This window comes from Variovorax sp. OK212 (genome assembly GCF_900112425.1).
Classification (GTDB): domain Bacteria; phylum Pseudomonadota; class Gammaproteobacteria; order Burkholderiales; family Burkholderiaceae_C; genus Variovorax.
The window spans coordinates 516,034-534,398 of sequence record NZ_FOLP01000001.1 but is presented as its reverse complement, the minus strand read 5'-3'; the positions used below and the strand labels follow the sequence as shown (position 1 = coordinate 534,398).

Below are 18,365 nucleotides of genomic sequence, written 5' to 3'. Positions count from 1 at the left end.
TCAGCTCATGACGTTGCCGCCGTCGACATTGAGGGTCTGCGCCGTGATGTAGCGCGCCTCGTCGCTGGCCAGGAACACGGCGGCCCCCGCGATGTCGCTCGGCAGGCCCATGCGCCCGAGCGGCACCGCCAGCCCGACCTGGCGCTTCTTCTCGCCCGGCGGCAGGCCTTCGGCCTTGGCGAACAGGCTGTCGACATGGTCCCACATCGGCGTATCGACCACGCCGGGAGAAATGCCGTTCACACGGATGCCGTGCGGCGCCATGGCCAGCGCGGCGCTCTGCGTGTAGCTGATGACGGCCGCCTTGGTCGCGCAGTAGTGCGACACCAGCGCCTCGCCGCGCCGCCCGGCCTGCGAGGCCATGTTGATGACCGACGCGCCCGGCGTGCCGGCCTCGACCATGTGGCGCAGCACGGCCTGCATCACGAAGAACATGCCCTTCACGTTGACCGCGAAGAGCCGGTCGAACGAAGCCTCGTCGCTGTCGAGCAGCGGCGCCAGGTCGAACACGGCGGCGTTGTTGAACAGCGTGTGGACCGGACCGAAGGCCACCTGCGCCTCGGCCAGCATGTGCGCGATGGCCTGCGTGTCGGTGACGTCGGCCGCGATGTAGGCCAGGTGGTCGGGGTGCGCCAGCTGCAGCACGCGCACGGCCTCGGGCGCGGCGGTGGCGCGGTCGATCACGGTGCAGCGCGCGCCTTCGGCGATGCAGGCTTGCGCGACGGCCAGGCCGATGCCGCCGCCCGCGCCGGTCAGCAGCACATGCCGGTGTTGCAGGCGCCCGCTCATGGCTGGCTTTCCGCGGCGATGAAGTGCGCGGCGCGCTCGCCGGCGCGGCGCACGGCATCGGTCAAGCGCGCATCGGCGGCGAGCTCGCCCCACAGGCCCGCGTCCGCGCACAGCGCAGCGACCGGGTCGGCCGCGTCGCAGATGGCGTGCGCCACCGCTTCGTCCATGCCCTGGTCCTGGTAGGCATAGGGCAGCGCACCCTGGTGCCAGCGCTGCAGGAACGCGAGGAACAGCGCGGGCAGCATCGCCACGCTGTCGATGCCCTGCCCGGTGGCCAGCCGCTGGCGCACGCTGGGCGCAATGAAGCCGGGAATCTTCGAGAAGCCGTCCGCCGCCACGCGCTGGTTGGTGTCGCGGATGGCCGGATTGCCGAAGCGGTCGAGCACCACGTCGCGGTACGCCGCGAGGTCGATCGGGCTCGGCGTGAGGCAGGGAATGACGTCGTCGGTGACGTAGTCGAACGCCATCTTGCGGATGGCCGCGTTGTGCGTGCCTTCGTGAATGAAGTTCAGCCCCACCAGCGTGCCGGCCCAGGCAATGCAGCTGTGCGTGGCGTTGAGGATGCGGATCTTGGCTTCTTCGTACGGCTGCACCGACGCGACCAGCTCCACGCCCACGCGGCCCCAGTCGGGGCGGCCGGCCGCGAAGTTGTCTTCGATGACCCACTGGATGAAGCTCTCGCCGGTGATGGCGGCCGCGTCGTCGCGCCCCGTGGCGGCCTGCACGCGCGCGCGCAGTTCGGGCGGCGGGCGCGGCGTGATGCGGTCGACCATGGCGTTGGGGCAGCGCGTGTTCGCGTTCACCCAGGCCAGCAGGCCGGCGTCGCCCGAGCGCTCGATGAACTCCATCAGGCCCGCATGGAAGCGGTCGCCGTTGTGGCGCAGGTTGTCGCAGTTCAGCAGCGTCACCGCACCTGCGTTCGCGCTCTTGCGCGCGCGCAGGATGGCGCACACCGCGCCGTAGATGGTGACGCCGTCGCCGCCGGTCTCGCCGCGGCGCGCGCGCTCGATGTCGGCCGCCATGTCGCCGAACGACAGGTCCAGCTTGCCCTTGTCGTCCAGGTAGTAGCCCGCCTCGGTCACGGTGAACGACACGATGCGCGTCGAGGGCGCCGCGCCGCGCGCGATCACGTTGGCCAGCGAGCGCTCCCAGGGCAGCACCTCGCGGATGGCCTCGATCTGCTCGTAGCGGTACTCGCCCGCCGGCGACACGGTTTCGAGCGTGTAGCGTCCGCCCTGCGCCTGCAGCGCCGCGACGACGTCGGCCATGTCCGGGCGGATGTTGGCGCCCGACAGCGACCAGCGGGTGTCGCCCGCGTCGATCAGCCGCTGCAGGTACACCGCCTGGTGCGCGCGATGGAACGAGCCCAGGCCGAGATGGAGCACCGTGAACTCCGTGGGAGCCGGTGGAATTTGCGCGATGGTCACGGGAATGTCCGTTGAAGAGACGTTGGAAGAATCAGGGTCGCGCGCTGACCGAACGGCCTTCGCGGTTGAACAGGTGCAGCACCGACGGATCGAGCTCCACGGCCACGTCGTCGCCGGCCTGCAGCGGCGTGCGGTCGTTCTGCCGCGCGATCAGCGGCACGCCGCCCACGTCGACGTGGATCAGCGTGTCGGCGCCCAGCGCCTCGATGAGCTCGACGCGGCCCTGCACGTCGGACACCGGCGCGCCCTGCTTCGGGTGCACGCGCAGGCCTTCGGGGCGCACGCCCAGGAAGCCGTCGGCCGGCAGCTTGCCGGCGGTGGCGGCCGAGAAGCTGGGAATGGCATTGGCCGCCACCATGTTCATCGACGGCATGCCGATGAACTGCGCGACGAACTGGTTGGCCGGGTGGTCGTACAGATCCAGCGGCGTGCCGACCTGCTCGATGAGCCCGTCCCTGAGCACCACCACGCGGTCGGCCAAGGTCATGGCCTCGACCTGGTCGTGCGTCACGTAGATGGTGGTCGCGCCCAGCGCGCGGTGCAGCTTGTGGATTTCCACGCGCGTGTTGCCGCGCAACGCCGCGTCGAGGTTCGACAGCGGCTCGTCGAACAGGAACACCTTGGGCGCGCGCACGATGGCGCGGCCGATGGCCACCCGCTGGCGCTGGCCGCCCGACAGGTCCTTGGGCGTGCGGTCCAGGTACTGCGTGAGGTTGAGCGTGTTGGCCGCGTGCTCGACCTTGGTCTTGATCTCGCTCTTGGACACGCCCGCCAGCTTGAGCGCGAACGACATGTTGTCGTACACGCTCATGTGCGGGTAGAGCGCGTAGCTCTGGAACACCATGGCCAGGTCGCGCTTGCCCGACGGCGCCCAGGTGATGTCCTTGTTGTCCAGCAGCAGGTTGCCGCTGGTGATGGGCTCCAGCCCGGCAATCAGCCGCAGCAGCGTCGACTTGCCGCAGCCCGAAGGCCCGACGAAGACGATGAACTCGCCCTTCTGGATCTGCAGGTCGACACCCTTGATGATGTTGACGTCGCCGAAGCTCTTCTTGATGTTCTTGAGTTCGAGGTAGGCCATGAGATGTCTCCCTTTCTTTACTTGACGGCGCCGAAGGTCAGGCCTTGGACGAGTTGCTTCTGGCTGAACCAGCCGAACACGACGATGGGCGCGATGGCCATCAGCGAGGCCGCCGACAACTTGGCCCAGAACAGGCCTTCGGGGCTGGAGTACGACGCGATGAGCGTGGCCAGCGTGCCGGCCTTGGCCGAGGTGAGGTTGAGCGCCCAGAAGGCCTCGTTCCAGCTCAACACGAGACACAGCAGGCCGGTCGATGCGAGCCCGCCGACGGACAGCGGCAGCACCACGTGGCGGAACTCGGTCCACAGGCTCGCGCCGTCCATGCGCGCGGCCTCCAGGATCTCGTTCGGAATGTCCTTGTAGGCGCTGTAGAGCATCCACACCATGATCGGCAGGTTCGACAGCGTGAACACGATGGTCAGCGCGGTGAGCGAGTCCAGCATGCCGGCGGTCTGCGCGATCACATAGATGGGCACCAGCGCGCCCACGGCCGGCATCATCTTGGTGGAGAGCATCCACATCAGGATGTCGCGCGTCTTCTTCGTGCGGAAGAAGGCCATCGAGTACGCCGCGGGCGCCGCGATCAGCAGGCCCAGGATGGTCGAGCCCAGGCTGGTGATGAGCGAGTTGCGCGCATACAGCAGGTAGTCGCTGCGGCGCTGCACCTCGCCGAAGTTGTCGAGCGTGGGCTCGAAGACGAACAGCGGCGGCACGTGGATCGCCTGCAGCTCCGTCTTGAAGGCCGTGAGGAACAGCCAGCCGAGCGGGAAGAACAGCACGAGCGTGACGGCCCACGCACCCACGGTGCGAATGGCCTGCGGCAGGAAGTTGCTGGGGGGTTGTTGTTGTTGCATGGCTTGCTGCTCCTCAGTCGAGGTTCTTGCCGATGATGCGGATGAGGAACACGGCCACGATGTTGGCCAGCACCACCGCGAACAGCGCGCCCGCGGAAGCCACGCCCACGTCGAAGTTCATGAGCGACTGCTTGAAGATCATGTAGGTCATGTTCGTGCTCTCGTTGCCCGGGCCGCCGTTGGTGGTGATGGCGATCTCGGCGAACACGCTGAGCAAAAAGATCATCTCGATCATGATCACCACCGCCATGGGGCGGCCCAGGTGCGGAACGGTGAGATAGAAGAAGCGCTGGAACGCGCTCGCGCCGTCCATGCGCGCGGCTTCCATCTGCTCGCGGTCGAGCGACTGCAGCGAGGTGATGAAGATCAGGCAGGCGAACGGCAGCCACTGCCAGGCCACCATGATGATCACCGACAGCAGCGGCACGTCGGTGAGCCAGTCGACCGGCTGCGCGCCGAAGAAGCGCCACAGGTCGGCCAGCACGCCGTAGATGGGGTTCATCATCATGTGCTTCCACAGCAGCGCGTTGACCGCGGGCATGACGAAGAACGGCGAGATCAGCAGCACGCGCACGATGCCGCGCCCCGGGAACGGCTCGTTCACCAGCAGCGCGAGCAGCACGCCGAACACCACCGTGATGACGATCACGCTGCCGATCAGCAGCAGCGTGTTCCACGTGGCCGGCCAGAAGTCGGGGTCGGTGATGAAGTAGTGAAAGTTCTCGATGCCCGCGAAGGTGCGTTCGCCGGGCTGCATGAGGTTGTAGTTCACCAGCGAGAAGTACAACGTCATCACGAGCGGCACGATCATCCAGAGGAAGAGCGTGAGCACCGCGGGCGCCATGAGGGCGCGGGGCAGGAGTCTTTTCATCGTGTGTTCCTCACTGGAGGCTGTTGCTCCCTCTCCCGCCCCGTGAAAGAGCCTGGAGAGAGTTGGGGCGAGGGCATGCGACGCCGGCTGCGGACGCGCGGCTGCCCCCTCACCCCGGCCCTATCCCTGTTCCCGAGGGGAGAGGGAAGGGAAACGGCTTACTTGTAGTAGCCGCCCTTTTTCATCTCGCGCTCGGCCGCCGTCTGCGAGGTCTTCAGCGCCTGGTCGACCGTGACCTTGCCCGACAGGGCCGCGCTCATCTGCTGGCCCACCGCCACGCCGATGGCCTGGAACTCGGGAATGGCCGCGTACTGCACGCCGACGTACGGCGACTTGGGCAGCGTGCTGTCGGTGAGGTTGGCGCTGTCGATGGCCTTCTTCTCGGCTTCGGCGAACTTGGCGACCTTCTGGAACTCGGGGTTCGCGTAGGTCGACTTGCGCGTGCCGGTCGGCACCGAGGCCCAGCCGGTCTCCTTGGCCACCAGGTTGATGTAGTCCTTGGACGTGGCCCACTTGATGAACTTCTGCGCCGCCTCGTCCTTCGTCGAGCTGGCCGGAATCGCGAGGTTCCACGACCACAGCCAGTTGGCGCCCTTGGGCGTGGAGGCGGTCGGTGCCTGCGCGAAGGCCACCTTGTCGGCCACCTTCGACTGCTTCGGATCGCTGATGAACGAGGCCGCGATGGTCGCGTCGACCCAGGCCGCGCACTTGCCTTCGTTGAACAGCGCCAGGTTCTCGTTGAAGCTGTTGGCCGAGGCGCCCGGGGGGCCGTCCTTCTTCATCATGTCGACGTAGAAGGTGATCGCGTCCTTCCAGGCCTTGGTGTCGATCTGCGGCTTCCACTGCATGTCGAACCACTGGCCGCCGTTGGTGTTCACCAGCGTGGTCAGGAAGGCCATGTTGTCGCCCCAGCCCGGCTTGCCGCGCAGGCACATGCCGTACACGCCGGCCTTCGGGTCGTTGACCTTGTCGGCGAACTCCTTCACCTGCGCCCAGGTCGGCTGGTCGGGGAACTTGATGCCCACCTTGTCGGCCAGGTCCTTGCGGTACATGAGCATCGAGCTCTCGCCGTAGAACGGCGCGGCGAACAGCTTGCCGTCGGTCGACAGGCCGCTGCGGATGGCGGGCAGCAGGTCGTCCACGTCATAGGCCGCGTCGGTGGCGATGGGCTTGAGCCAGCCCTTCTTCGACCAGATGGGGGTTTCGTACAGGCCGATGGTCATCACGTCGAACTGGCCGCCCTTGGTGGCGATGTCGGTGGTCACGCGCTGGCGCAGCGTGCCTTCTTCCAGCGTGACCCACTTGAGCTTGATGTCGGGGTTGGCTTTTTCGAAGAAGGGGGTGAGCTTCTGCATCTCGATCATGTGGCCGTTGTTCACGGTCGCGATCACGAGTTCGGTGGCGGCCTGGGACACGACGCCCGTGCCGATGAGTGCGAGGACGAGGCCCGCTTTCAGAAAACGCTTCATGTTGTCTCCTAGAGGTGAGCGACGCCCTCTTTGCTGTCGGGTCGCCGTGCCGGGAATTCTGAAGAAACGCGCTTGCGATTTTGGTACTTCGATTGTCCACACCAGTACTTTCATGCACCAGTTGACTGGGAGATTCCCTAGTTAACGCAATACAGCATGGATTTTGCGCAATCCAAAGGCCTCAGGTGCGGATTCGCGTGGATTCGCGCCGGTTCAGCCCCGCTCGCCCAGCAACTGGCGGCGAAACTGCGCGGCCGCCGGCGACAACGCCCGGTCCTCGCGGGTGATGAGGCAGATCGGCGGCACGCGCACCGGCAGCTCGATCGGCACGGTGCGCAGCACGCCCAGCCGGGCGTAGTGGCTGGCCTGCGAGGCGGGCATGACGGCCGCCATGTCGGAGTTTTCGAGCAAGGCCGTGATGGCGATCGGCGATGCCGTTTCGATGATGTCCAGCCGCGCCTGGATGCCGGCCTCGCGCATCGCCGCCTCGAAGCGCCCGCGCTGCGGCGAGCCCGGCGGCTGCAGCACCCACGACCAGTTCGCCATGTCGGCCAGCGTGACGCTCGCGCGCTCGAACACCGGGTGCGCGGTGCGCACCACCACCACCTGCGACTCGCCCAGCAGCGGCACGCTCGCGTACTTGGCATCGTCGTGGCCGTCGGTGAGGCGGCCCAGCACGAGGTCGACGTCGCCCTGCTCCAGCTGCGCCTGGATCACGTCGCTGGTCTCCACCACCACCGACACGGCCACCTGCGGATGGCGCCGGTGGTACTCGACCAGCGCGGGCGCCAGCAGCTCGGGCACGGCGCCCGGCACCGTGCCCACGCGCAGCGCGCCGCTCAGGCCCGAGCGCAGCGCCAGCATTTCCTCGCGCGCGCTGCCGAAGTCGCTGAGCACGCGGCGGGCGTAGCGGATCAGGATCTCGCCGTAGGGCGTGGGCTCCATGCCGCGCGCCAGTCGCTCGAAGAGCCGTTCGCCCAGCGAGTCTTCCAGCTGCTGCAGCAGCTTGGTGGCCGCGGGCTGGCTGATGTTCATGGCCTCGGCCGCGCGGCCCAGGTGGCGGTGGGTGTCGAGCCGGGCCAGCAGGAGCAGCTGGCGCGGGCGCACGTGAAGCATCAGCGAGGCATCGGTCAAGCCAGTGGTCATGCCGCCAATCATGCACAAAAGTATATGGAGCCTCCGGCTTTTTCGATTGGATCGGAATGGCGAAGCTCCGTACGCTCGGCCCCATAACAAGCTGGAGACAACCCGATGAAGCTTTCCTTCCTGGCCCGCGCGGCAGGGCTCGCCGTGGCGCTGCTGGCAGCGGCGGCGGCCGGCGCCCAGTCGAGCTACCCCGACAAGCCGATGCGCATCATGGTGGGCGCCTCGCCCGGCGGCGGCACAGATATCCTGGCGCGCGTGCTGGCCGACAAGTTCTCGCCCTCGCTGAAGCAGACGGTGGTGGTCGAGAACCGGCCCGGCGCGTCCAACACCATCGCGGGCGAACTCACGGCCCGCGCGCCGGCCGACGGCGCCACGCTGCTGCTGGCCACCAACACGGCGCAGGCGGTGGCGCCGCACATCCTCAAGCTCAAGTACGACCCGCTGAAAGACCTGCAGCCCGTGGGCCTGGTGGCCGTGATGCCCAACGTGCTGGTGGTGTCGGCCAACTCGCCCTACAAGTCGGTGAAGGACCTGGTGGCCGCCATGGCGGCCAAGCCGGGCGGCTTCAAGTACGCCTCGTCGGGCATCGGCAGCACACAGCACGTGGGCGGCGAGGCCTTCAACCTGGCCACGGGCATGAAGTCGATCCACGTGCCCTACAAGGGCAGTTCGCAGGCGCACGTCGACATCATGTCGGGCGAGGTCGACATGATGTTCGACAGCACCTCCTCGGCCATGGGCCAGATCAAGGCCGGCAAATTCCGCGCGCTGGCCGTGACCTCCCCGCAGCGCTCGCCCGAGCTGCCCGACGTGCCCACGCTGGCCGAGCAGGGCATCAAGGGCGCCGACGTGTCCACCTGGTACGGCCTGTACGTGACGGCCGGCACGCCGCGCCCCGCCGTGGAGCGGCTCAGCGCCGAACTCACCCGCACGCTGAAGCTGGCCGACGTGCAGACGCGCATCAAGGCCCTGGGCGGCGAGCCCGGCGGCCTGACCGGCGAACCCTTCGCGGCGATGAACAAGCAGGAGTTCGACCACTACGGCCAGCTCGTGCGCGACGCCAACATCAAGGCCGAATGACGCGGCCTTCTTCCTCCTCCTCTTTCAACTGAACCCCACCGACATGCCCACCCCATCGACACCCCCGAGCGTGACCTCCGCCAAGCCCCGCCTCGCCGTGCTGCTCGGCGACCCCAGCGGCGTCGGCCCCGAAATGGCCGTGAAGCTGCTCGCGCGCCGGCGCAACCTGGACGCCGCGCGCGTGCTGCTGATCGCCGACCCGGTGGTGCTGGCCGCGGGCGAGCGCGTGGCGGGCCTGAAGCTCGACGCGCTGCGCGTCGACAGCCTGGACGCCGTGCGCTTCGAGGACGGCCGCCCCACCCTGCTCGCGTGCGACTGGATGGGCGGGCAAGAGGCGCTGCTGGGCGAATCGAACGAACAGTCGGGCCGGGCCTCGTTCGAGGCGCTGGAGCTGGCCACGCTGGCGGTGCGCCGCGGGCAGGCCGAGGGCATTCTTTTCGCGCCGCTCAACAAGCACTCGCTGCGCCTGGGCGGCCTCGTGCACGAGGACGAGCTGCGCTACATGCAGGAGCGGTTCGCTGTGACGGGCTTCGTTTGCGAGTTCAACCTCACGGGCTCGCTGTGGACCTCGCGCGTGACCTCGCACATTCCGCTGAAGGACGTGGCGAGCCACATCACGGCCGATGGCGTGCGCGACGCGGTGAAGATCATTGCCGCCGCGCTGCGCCGCGCGGGCGTGGCGCAGCCGCGCATCGCGGTGACGGGGCTCAACCCGCATGCGGGCGACGGCGGCTCCATCGGCATGGAAGAAATCGAGATCATCGCGCCGGCCATCGCACAGCTGCGCGCCGAAGGCTACGACGCGCGCGGCCCGTTCTCGCCCGACACGGTGTTCATCGGCGCGCGGCGCGGCGATGTCGATGCGGTGGTGTCGATGTACCACGACCAGGGCCAGATCGCGATGAAGCTCATGGGCTTCGAGCAGGGCGTGACGCTGCACGGCGGCCTGCCGGTGCCGGTGGCCACGTCGGCCAGCGGCAGCGCCTTCGACATCGCGGGCCGAGGCATCGCGACCATCGAAGGCCTGCAGCAGGCCTTCGACCTGTGCGTGCGCATGGCAAGCGGCGCGCCGGTGCCGGCGCGCGCTGCCGAGGCCACTACTACTGCGACGACGGCTACGGCTGCTGGCTGAGGCGCTGCAGCAGGCCCGCGGTGGAGGCGTCGAGCCCCGTGATGTCGCCCGAGGCGAGACGCGGCTCGATGTCCCTTGCGAGCACCTTGCCGAGCTCCACGCCCCACTGGTCGAAGCTGTTGATGCCCCACAGCGCGCCGCTGGTGAACACGCGGTGCTCGTACAGCGCGAGGAACGCGCCCAGCGATTCGGGCGTGAGCTTCTCGAACACGAAGAAGCTGCTCGGCCGGTTGCCCGGAAAGTTCTTGTGGCCGCCCGCGTCGAGCTTGCCGACCATCAGCGCCTGCGCCTGCGCGAGCGCGTTGGCCAGCAGCTTGGGGTGGTGGCCTTCGAGGTCGTGCGCCGCGTCGCGCACCGCCACGAACTCCAGCGGCGTCACGTCGGTGCCCTGGTGCAGCATCTGGAAGTAGGCGTGCTGGCCGTTGGTGCCAGGTTCGCCCCACAGCACCGGCGACGTGCCGAACGCCACGGGCTTGCCGCTGGCGTCGACCTGCTTGCCGTTGCTTTCCATCTCGAGCTGCTGCAGGTAGGCCGGCACGCGCTTCAAGGCGGCGTGGTACGGCGCGATGCTGCGGCTCGTGAACTTGTGGAAGTTGCGGTACCAGACGTCGAGCAGGCCCAGGCGCACCGGCAGATTTTGCGCAAGCGGCGCGGTGCGAAAGTGCTCGTCCATCGCATGCGCGCCCGCCAGCAGCCGGCGGAAACCGTCGGCGCCGATGGCCAGCGCAATCGGCAGGCCGATGGCCGACCACAGCGAATAGCGCCCGCCCACCCAGTCCCAGAAACCGAAGGTGGTGTCGATGCCGAACTTCTTCGCCGCTTCCACGTTGGTGGTCAGTGCCGCGAAGTGGCCCGCGATGTCGGTGCCGCCCGATTGCTCGTACCAGCGCTTCGCCGACTGCGCGTTGGTCATCGTCTCGGCCGTGGTGAAGGTCTTCGAGGCGATGAGGAACAGCGTGTGCTCCGGCGCCAGGCCCTTCAGCACGCCCGCCAGCTCGTGGCCGTCGACGTTCGACACGAAGTGAAAGCGCTTGCCCGGCGCGGCGAATTCCGCCAGCGCCAGCACCGCCATCTGCGGGCCGAGGTCGGAGCCGCCGATGCCGATGTTGACCACGTCAGTGATCGTGTGGTCGCCGCGCACCTTCTCGGCATAGGCCAGCATGGCGTCGAGCGTGGCATGCACTTCGCGCAGTTCCGCAGCGGTCTTCGCTCCGGTGGGCGCATCGGCCGGCGCGCGCAGCAGCGTGTGCAGCACGGCGCGGTCCTCGGTGTTGTTGATGTGCTCGCCCGCGAACATGGCGTCGCGATGCGCCTCCAGGCCGCACTCGCGCGCCAGCGTGAGCAGCAGCTCTTCGGTGCGCGCGTCGATCAGGTTCTTCGACAGGTCGGCGAAGACGTGGGGCGCCTCCTGGCTGAAGCGGGCGAAGCGGCCCGCGTCGTCCACGAAGGCATGGCGCACGTCGAACTGGCGGCCCGCCGTTTCAAAGTAGGACTGCAGCTGCGCCCAGGCCGGTGCGCGGTCGCAGCGAAGCGTCATGGCCATGTTTACTTGCCGCTTTCCTGCATGAGCTTCTCGAGCTTCACGGCGTCGGCCGCGAAGGCGCGGATGCCCTCGGCGAGCTTCTCGGTGGCCATGGCGTCTTCGTTGAGCGCAAAGCGGAAACCAGCCTCGTCGTAGCTGACCTTGGCCACATCGCCCTTGGCCGCGGCCTTGGCGTCGAGCGCGTGTTCGAGCGGCTCGTTGCTCGCGGCCAGCTCGGCCAGCAGCTCGGGGCTGATGGTCAGCAGGTCGCAACCGGCCAGCGCCTGGATCTGTCCCGCATTGCGGAAGCTCGCGCCCATCACCTCGGTCTTGATGCCGTGCTGCTTGTAGTACTCGAAGATCTGGCGCACCGACTTCACGCCGGGGTCGTTGGCACCCGCGCTGGCGGCCTCGTCCCACTTGGCGCCGGCCGACTTCTTGTACCAGTCGTAGATGCGGCCCACGAAGGGCGAGATGAGCTGCACGCCGGCTGCGCCGCAGGCCACGGCCTGCGCGAACGAGAACAGCAGCGTGAGGTTGGTGCGGATGCCGCGCTTTTGCAGTTCGCGCGCGGCCTCGATGCCTTCCCAGGTGGAAGCGACCTTGATCAGCAGGCGCTTCTCGGTGTCGATGCCTTCGGCCTTGTAGAGCGCCACGATGCGCTCGCCGCGGGCAATGGTGGCGGCCGTGTCGAACGACAGGCGCGCATCGACCTCGGTGGACACGCGGCCCGGAATGATCTGCAGGATCTCGGTGCCGAAGTTCACCAGCAGGCGGTCGATGACCTCGTCGAGCGGCTTGCCGGCGTGCTTCTTCACGGTTTCGTCGAGCAGCGGCCGGTATTCGGGCTTCTGCACGGCCTTGAGGATGAGCGACGGGTTGGTGGTCGCGTCCTGCGGCTTGGAAACGCTGAGCTGCTTGAAGTCACCGGTGTCTGCGACGACGGTGGTCCACTGGCGGAGGGCATCGAGTTGGTTCATGAAATCATTATCCTGTGCGGGTTATGACAAGTCCTGCACGCAGTTGCGCGTCGGCCGATGTTTTCATGCGCACCGTAGCACGGGTTTTCAAGCGGCTCCATCAGCCTGATGCCCGTGGGGTTGTACGGCCAGCATCGCGCGATTTCCAACCTCCCCGCCCTACACCCGCTGTGGTCCGTGACTGACGGCCAGGTGCACCGGCCCGGGGCTAACGTGAGTGGGACGCCGAACGCTTCGCTTTTTCTGGAAGCGTTCCCCCATCCCCCCATTCAGGAGTGCCCCCATGACCCAACGCCATCGCCCCGCCGCGCCCGCCGTCCGGCCTTTCGACGACCGCCGCACCAGCCAGGCGATCGGCGCGATGGCCACGGCCTTCGTCGTCGGCGGGGTGGCCACCTGGCTGGCGCTGGGTGCCGCGCGCACGGCGCGCGCGCTGCCCGCGGGCCCGGCCGACGGCGCGCCGCTGATGCGCGCCCCGCTGCAGGTGGTGGCGCCGGTCGACCTGCAACGCTACGCCGGCATCTGGCACGAGCAGGCCCGCCTGCCGAACCGGTTCCAGAAGGAATGCGGCGGCCCGGTGACGGCCGAGTACACGCCCCAGCCCGACGGCACCGTCCAGGTGCTCAACCGCTGCGTGCGCGGTGACGGCAATTTCGACGAAGCCGTCGGTTCCGCCCGCGTGGTGCCCGTGGCGGGCCAGCCCGGCGCGGGCCGGCTCGAGGTGCGCTTCGCCCCGGCGTGGCTCAGCTGGCTGCCGCTGGTGTGGGGCGACTACTGGATCCTGAAGCTGGACCGCGAATACCAGGTCTCGCTGGTCGGCACGCCGAACCGAGAGTACCTCTGGGTGCTGTCGCGCGCGCCGCGCCTGGACGACGCGGCGCTGCAGGCCGAACTGGCCTACGCCCGCAGCCTGGGGTTCGACACCGACAAGGTGGTGCTGACCGGCAGGTAACGCTGCAGCTGCGACGGCAGCGCGGCCGGCGAGGTGCAATGGATGGCGTGCCAGCCAAAGGCGCGGGCCATCTCGACGTTGGCGGCGGAATCGTCGATGAACACGGTCTGCTCGGGGTCCAGGCCGTAGCGCATGGCCAGCACCTCGTAGATCTCGCGCTCGGGCTTGAGGAATTTCACGTCGCCCGAGAACACCCCGCCGTCGAAGCGCCGCATGAACGCGTGCCGGCGCTCGAGGGCGCGGGCGTACGGTGCGGGCATGTTCGACAGGTAGTACAGGCGCAGCGGCTGGCCGGCCTCGCGGTGGTCGATCAGCCGTTCGAGCATCTCGACCGTGACGCCGATGGGCTCGAGCCGCTCGCCCAGCCCTTGCAGCATGGCGTGCAGCGGCTCGGCCGGCAACCCCAGCCGGGCCGCCATGCGGGCGATGGCGTCGTCCAGCGTGCGGGTGCCGCAGTCGAAGCCGGTCCAGTCGTCGTGATGGAAAAGCGCCCGTCCCATGGCGGCCGCCGCGGCCTCATTGGGCGCGTGCGGCGCGAGATGGGTCTGTACCAGGCGGGTGGGCTCCCATGCGAACAGCACGGCACCCAGATCGAAAACCACGTTCATGCCGCCATTGTTTCATGGGCCGGGCACCACGCTCACGCCATGGGCTCCCAGCGAGAGCGTGGCCTGCGCGCCGGCCGCCAGCGGCCGGGACAGGTCGGTCGACACCACGAAGACCGGCCCCAGGGTGGTGTCGAAGCCGTATTCGTAGAAGCTGCCCAGGTAAGCGGCCTTGCGCAGCGTGGCCGGCAGCCCGTTGCCGGCACCCGCCTCCGCGTCTGCATCCGCCGCGCCGATTCGCCAGGCCTCGGGGCGCACCGCCACCTTCACCGAGCCGGGGGCCACCGCATGGCGCGGCTGCAGGCGCAGCGGGCCGAGCGCCACGCTGCCGTCGGCCTGCGCCACGGCCGGGAACACGGTCGCCTCGCCCATGAAGCCGGCCACGAACTCGCTCTCGGGCCGCCCGTAGAGCTGCTCGGGCGTGCCGCGCTGGGCGATCACGCCGTGGTCCATCACGATGATCTGGTCGCTCACGGCCAGCGCCTCGCTCTGGTCGTGCGTGACGTAGGCCACCGTGAGTTTCAGCCGCTGCTGCAGCGCGCGAATTTCCTCGCGCATCTCGCGCCGCAGACGGGCGTCGAGGTTGGACAGCGGCTCGTCGAACAGCAGCACCGCCGGCTCCAGCACCAGCGCGCGCGCCAGCGCCACGCGCTGCTGCTGGCCGCCGGAGAGCTCGCTGGGCAAGCGCTCGTCGAAGCCGACCAGGCCCACGCCGCGCAGCGCCTCGCGCGCACGGGCTGTGGCCTCGTCCTTCTTCACGCCGCTCATGCGCAGGCCGTAGCCCACGTTCTCGATCACGTTCATGTGCGGGAACAGCGCATAGCTCTGGAACATCATGCTGACGTTGCGCTCGGCCGGCCCCAGCGTGGTGACGTCGCGCCCGCCCATGAAGATGGAGCCCGAGGTCGGCGACTCGAGCCCCGCGATCATGCGCAGCGTGGTCGTCTTGCCGCAGCCCGAGGGGCCGAGGATGGTGGTGAGCGTGCCTGCGGGCACCTCGAAGCTGATGCCCTTGACGGCCAGCGGCGCGTTCTTGTCGGCGCCGTAGCGCTTGGTGACGTTGCGGAATTCGATGCCGTTCATGCGAGCCCCTCCATCTTGTGATGCCCTTGATGCTGCGGCGCGGCCCCTCGCCGCCCCAGCTTGCGCTCGCCCACCACCCACTGCACCAGCGCGATGGCCAGCGACATCAGGACCATGAGCACCGTGCAGTACGCCAGCGCAATGCCGTAGTCGCCGTTGCCGACGCGCCCGATGATGTAGGTGGTGGCCAGTTCGTTCTCGGCCGTGACCAGGAAGATCACCGCGCTCACGGTGGTCATGGCGCGCACGAAGCTGTAGACCAGCGCGGCCACCAGCGCCGGCTTCAACAGCGGCAGCACCACCTTGAAGAGCGTCTGCGAGGTCGAGGCGCGCAGCATCAGCGAGGCCTCGTCGAGCGAACGGTCGAGCTGCTTGAAGGCCGCCGTGCCGGCGCGCACGCCCACAGGCAGGTTGCGGAACATGAAGCACAGCACGATGATCAGCCCCGTGCCCGTGAGCTCGAACGGCGGCACGTTGAAGGCCAGGATGTAGCTCACGCCCAGCACCGTGCCCGGAATGGCGAAGGCCAGCAGCGCGCCGAACTCGAAGAGCCCCTGCCCCTTGAACTCGTTGCGCGCCAAGAGCCATGCAATGAGCAGCCCCAGCGCCGCGGTGATGGGCGCGGAGATGCCCGCCAGCTTGAGCGTGGTGATCAGCGAGTTCCACGCCGTGCCCGCCCACACCAGCCCGAACTGCCCCCACTCGAGCGCGAACGCGTTCTTGAAGTGGTTCAGCGTGAAGGTGTAGTCGCGCCCCCAGGTCTGCACGAAGCCGCCCGCGAAGGCGAACAGGTAGACCACCGCGGTGAAAGCGATCCACGGCAAGGCGATGCAGTAGATGGTGCGGCGCACGCCGTCGGGCAGCGCCATGGCGATGCCGGCGTCGCCCTTGCCGCTCACGGTGGTGTAGTTCTGCTTGCCCAGCAGGCCGCGCTGCAGCGCGAACACGCCCAGCGCGAAGAGCGTGAGCACCCAGGCCAGCGAGGCCGCGCGGCCCTGGTCGTACTGCGCGCCGACGATGGCAAAGAAGATGTCGGTCGACAGCACCGAGAACTGCCCGCCCACCACCACCGGATTGCCGAAGTCGGCAATGCTCTCGATGAAGCCCACGAGAAAGGCGTTGGCCAGCCCCGGCTTGAGCAGCGGCAGCGTCACGGTGAGGAAGGTGCGGCGCCGGTCGGCGCGCAGCATCTGCGCGGCCTCCTCGAGGCTGGGCGCAATGCCCTGCACCACGCCGCGCATGATCATGAAGGCAATGGGCGTGAAGGCGAACAGCTGCGCCACCAGCACGCCCGGCATGCCATAGAACCAGCGCGTGGGCTCGATGCCGAACACGCTCTCCAGCAGCTGGTTGACGACGCCGGCGCGGCCGAACAGCAGGATCAGGCCCAGGCCGACCACGAAGGGCGGCGTGATGATCGGCAGCAGCGCAAGCACCCGCAGCGCGCCCTGCCCGCGCTTGCTGCCGCGCTCGGCCATCAACGCCATCAGCGTGCCCAGGAAGGTGGTACCGGCGGCCGTGAGCAGCGCCAGCACCAGCGTGTTCCAGGCCACGCCGCAACGCACGCCGCCGCTCAGGCAACCCACGCCCCAGATGCGCTCGGTGAACACGCGGGCGACGAAGGCGGTGATCGACCACTGCCCGTCTTCGTCGAAGAACGCGCCGGCCAGCGCCTTGCTGACCGGATAGGCGATGAACAGCGCCATCAGCACGCCGCAGCCGACGACCGCGGCGGACACGAACAGGTCGCCCTTGAAGAGCCCGAGCCGTGCCATGCCGAAGGCCGCCAGCAGCACCAGCGCGGTGAGCGCCAAGAAGCCGCCCGCGCCAATGCCGAACTGGTTGACGGCCAGTTCGCCGAATTGCATGTTCAGCGCGGCGAAGCTCCAGCCCTTGGCGCCGATGGTGAAGCCGGCGACCGCCAGCCCGATGGCACCGGCGGCACCGCCCGCCAGCAGCCAGCGCCCCTGCGCCTTGCCCGCCGGCAGCCATGCGCCCACGGCGCACAGCAGCAGCCCCGCCAGCCCGATGAAGAGCCAGCCGCGCCCCTGCGTGGCGGCCTGCATCAGGCCGTTGGCGCCCTCCGCCCGGCCGAAGACCTGCGGAACGGCTTCGTACCAGGTCGCGTCCTGGATCGCGTACCAGGGCAGCAGCACATACGCCGCCAGGCCCAGCACGACCCACGCCCGGATCCAGCGCTGCGAGCGCCGGGCCGCGGCCAGCGACGCCGGGTTGACCGGCGCGCCTTCGTTGAAGCGCGCTTCCACTTAGCGCGGCAGCGAATTGACGTCTTTTTCCCAGCGCGCGATCAGGCGGCGGCGCTCGGCGCTGGCACCGTACTTGGCGTAGTCGTAGTCGATGAACTTGATCTTCTTGAAGTCGGGAATGCGCGGGTCGAGCTTGGCGTTCACGTTGCTCGGCAGCTGGAACTGCTTGTTGGCCGCGCCCAGCTCCTGCGCGCCGGGCGTGAGCGCCCATTCGTAGAACTTCCTGGCGGCCTCGAGGTTGCGCGCGCCCTTGATGATGCTCATGGAGCCGATCTCGGCACCGGTGCCGTCGCTCGGCGTGATGGTCTCGACCGGGAAGCCCTGCATCTTCTCGCCGGGGCCGTCATGCACGAAGCTGATGGACACGGCCGTTTCGCCGCGCGCCACCGCCTTGATCGGGCCGGTGCCCGAGCGGGTGTACTGGCCGACATTCTTGTGCAGCGCCTTGAGGTAGTCGAAGGCCTTGTCCTCGCCCATCATCTGAACCAGCGTGGCGATCATGGTGTAGGCCGTGCCGCTCGATGCGGGGTTGGCCACCTGGATGTCGCCCTTGTACTCGGGCTTGAGCAGGTCGCCCCAGGTCTTGGGCACGGGCAGCTTCTTCTTGGCGAGCAGCTCGGGGTTGTAGCCGAAGCCCAGCGGACCCGAATAGATGCCGACGGTCTTGTAGCCCGACTGTTTGGCCTGCTGCTGCGCCCAGGGATGCAGCTGGGACAGCGTGGGCGATTTGTATTCGAGCGTGAGGCCCTGCTCGGCCGCCTGCAGGTGCGGGTCGCCGGTGCCGCCGAACCACACGTCGGTCTTGGGGTTGTCCTTCTCGGCGATCAGCTGGGCCAGCGCCTCGCCGGAACCCTTGAGCGACATGTTGATGCGAACGCCGGTGGTGCGCGCGTAGACGGTGGAGATCACGTTGCACCACTCGGCCTGCACCGAACAGATCACGTTGACGGTCTGGGCCGAGGCCGCGGCCGACAGGCCGAGCAGCGCGGCTGCGGTAAAAATCTTGCTCTTCATTGTGTATCTCCGCCTCGGGAATAAAAAAAGGCCTTGCGGCCTCATGGCAGCGTAGCTTTAGTACAGGTCTGCCGAATCGGTACAAGTACCATCGCG

The 18,365-nt window shown here is 68.4% G+C and carries 16 protein-coding genes; 3 read left to right on the top strand and 13 right to left on the bottom strand.

What is annotated here, in order from left to right:
• The 7 genes from BM004_RS02360 to BM004_RS02330 all read right to left on the bottom strand — a co-directional run bounded on the left by BM004_RS02360 (nt 1) and on the right by BM004_RS02330 (nt 7,634).
• Nucleotides 1-789, bottom strand: a complete 789-nt coding sequence (locus tag BM004_RS02360) for an L-iditol 2-dehydrogenase (RefSeq protein WP_093211051.1) — start codon at nt 787-789, stop codon at nt 1-3.
• On the bottom strand, nt 786-2,174 hold the full coding sequence (gene dalD, locus BM004_RS02355; protein ID WP_093211971.1) for a D-arabinitol 4-dehydrogenase: 1,389 nt from the start codon (nt 2,172-2,174) through the stop codon (nt 786-788). The genes BM004_RS02360 and dalD overlap by 4 nt, the downstream gene beginning before the upstream one ends.
• Nucleotides 2,175-2,247: 73 nt before the next feature.
• Entirely contained in the window at nt 2,248-3,294 is a 1,047-nt protein-coding gene (locus tag BM004_RS02350; RefSeq protein WP_093125531.1) for an ABC transporter ATP-binding protein, read from the bottom strand.
• Between the two features lie 17 nt (nt 3,295-3,311).
• Nucleotides 3,312-4,148 carry a carbohydrate ABC transporter permease gene (locus BM004_RS02345; RefSeq protein WP_093211049.1) on the bottom strand — a complete coding sequence of 279 codons (837 nt, stop codon included), beginning with the start codon at nt 4,146-4,148 and terminating at the stop codon, nt 3,312-3,314.
• Nucleotides 4,149-4,161: 13 nt separating this feature from the next.
• Nucleotides 4,162-5,019 carry a carbohydrate ABC transporter permease gene (locus BM004_RS02340; protein WP_093125536.1) on the bottom strand — a complete coding sequence of 286 codons (858 nt, stop codon included), beginning with the start codon at nt 5,017-5,019 and terminating at the stop codon, nt 4,162-4,164.
• Nucleotides 5,020-5,177: 158 nt separating this feature from the next.
• Nucleotides 5,178-6,488: an ABC transporter substrate-binding protein gene (locus BM004_RS02335; protein ID WP_093125539.1), complete on the bottom strand. Its 1,311-nt coding sequence runs from the start codon at nt 6,486-6,488 to the stop codon at nt 5,178-5,180.
• A gap of 213 nt (nt 6,489-6,701) precedes the next feature.
• Nucleotides 6,702-7,634: a LysR family transcriptional regulator gene (locus tag BM004_RS02330; RefSeq protein ID WP_177206321.1), complete on the bottom strand. Its 933-nt coding sequence runs from the start codon at nt 7,632-7,634 to the stop codon at nt 6,702-6,704.
• A gap of 105 nt (nt 7,635-7,739) precedes the next feature.
• Here BM004_RS02330 and BM004_RS02325 point away from each other — a divergent pair, with 105 nt between their 5' ends.
• On the top strand, nt 7,740-8,714 hold the full coding sequence (locus tag BM004_RS02325) for a Bug family tripartite tricarboxylate transporter substrate binding protein (protein ID WP_093211047.1): 975 nt from the start codon (nt 7,740-7,742) through the stop codon (nt 8,712-8,714).
• A gap of 43 nt (nt 8,715-8,757) precedes the next feature.
• Complete coding sequence (locus tag BM004_RS02320; RefSeq protein WP_093211045.1) at nt 8,758-9,846, top strand: 4-hydroxythreonine-4-phosphate dehydrogenase PdxA; 1,089 nt, start codon at nt 8,758-8,760, stop codon at nt 9,844-9,846.
• Here the strand turns inward: BM004_RS02320 and pgi are convergent.
• Complete coding sequence (gene pgi, locus BM004_RS02315; protein WP_093211043.1) at nt 9,830-11,389, bottom strand: glucose-6-phosphate isomerase; 1,560 nt, start codon at nt 11,387-11,389, stop codon at nt 9,830-9,832. The two genes, BM004_RS02320 and pgi, sit on opposite strands and share 17 nt — an antisense overlap.
• Before the next feature lie 2 nt (nt 11,390-11,391).
• Nucleotides 11,392-12,348 (bottom strand): transaldolase, encoded by a 957-nt coding sequence (gene tal, locus BM004_RS02310; RefSeq protein ID WP_093211042.1) that lies wholly within the window; start codon nt 12,346-12,348, stop codon nt 11,392-11,394.
• A 283-nt stretch (nt 12,349-12,631) separates the two neighbouring features.
• On the opposite strand from tal, the gene BM004_RS02305 reads away from it, so the two are divergent.
• Entirely contained in the window at nt 12,632-13,300 is a 669-nt protein-coding gene (locus BM004_RS02305; RefSeq protein WP_093211040.1) for a lipocalin family protein, read from the top strand.
• On the opposite strand, the gene BM004_RS02300 is transcribed toward BM004_RS02305, so the two are convergent.
• From BM004_RS02300 to BM004_RS02285, 4 genes are read right to left on the bottom strand one after another with little or no spacing between them, the layout of a single operon-like run.
• On the bottom strand, nt 13,246-13,908 hold the full coding sequence (locus tag BM004_RS02300) for an HAD family hydrolase (RefSeq protein WP_093125555.1): 663 nt from the start codon (nt 13,906-13,908) through the stop codon (nt 13,246-13,248). The genes BM004_RS02305 and BM004_RS02300 overlap by 55 nt on opposite strands.
• A 12-nt stretch (nt 13,909-13,920) precedes the next feature.
• The gene (locus BM004_RS02295) at nt 13,921-14,988 is read right to left on the bottom strand and encodes an ABC transporter ATP-binding protein (RefSeq protein ID WP_093211038.1); all 1,068 of its coding nucleotides are present in this window, start codon (nt 14,986-14,988) and stop codon (nt 13,921-13,923) included.
• Complete coding sequence (locus BM004_RS02290; protein ID WP_093211036.1) at nt 14,985-17,255, bottom strand: ABC transporter permease; 2,271 nt, start codon at nt 17,253-17,255, stop codon at nt 14,985-14,987. Before BM004_RS02290 ends, BM004_RS02295 begins: the two co-directional genes overlap by 4 nt.
• Nucleotides 17,256-18,269 (bottom strand): ABC transporter substrate-binding protein, encoded by a 1,014-nt coding sequence (locus tag BM004_RS02285; protein ID WP_093211034.1) that lies wholly within the window; start codon nt 18,267-18,269, stop codon nt 17,256-17,258.
• Nucleotides 18,270-18,365: the final 96 nt, after the last annotated feature.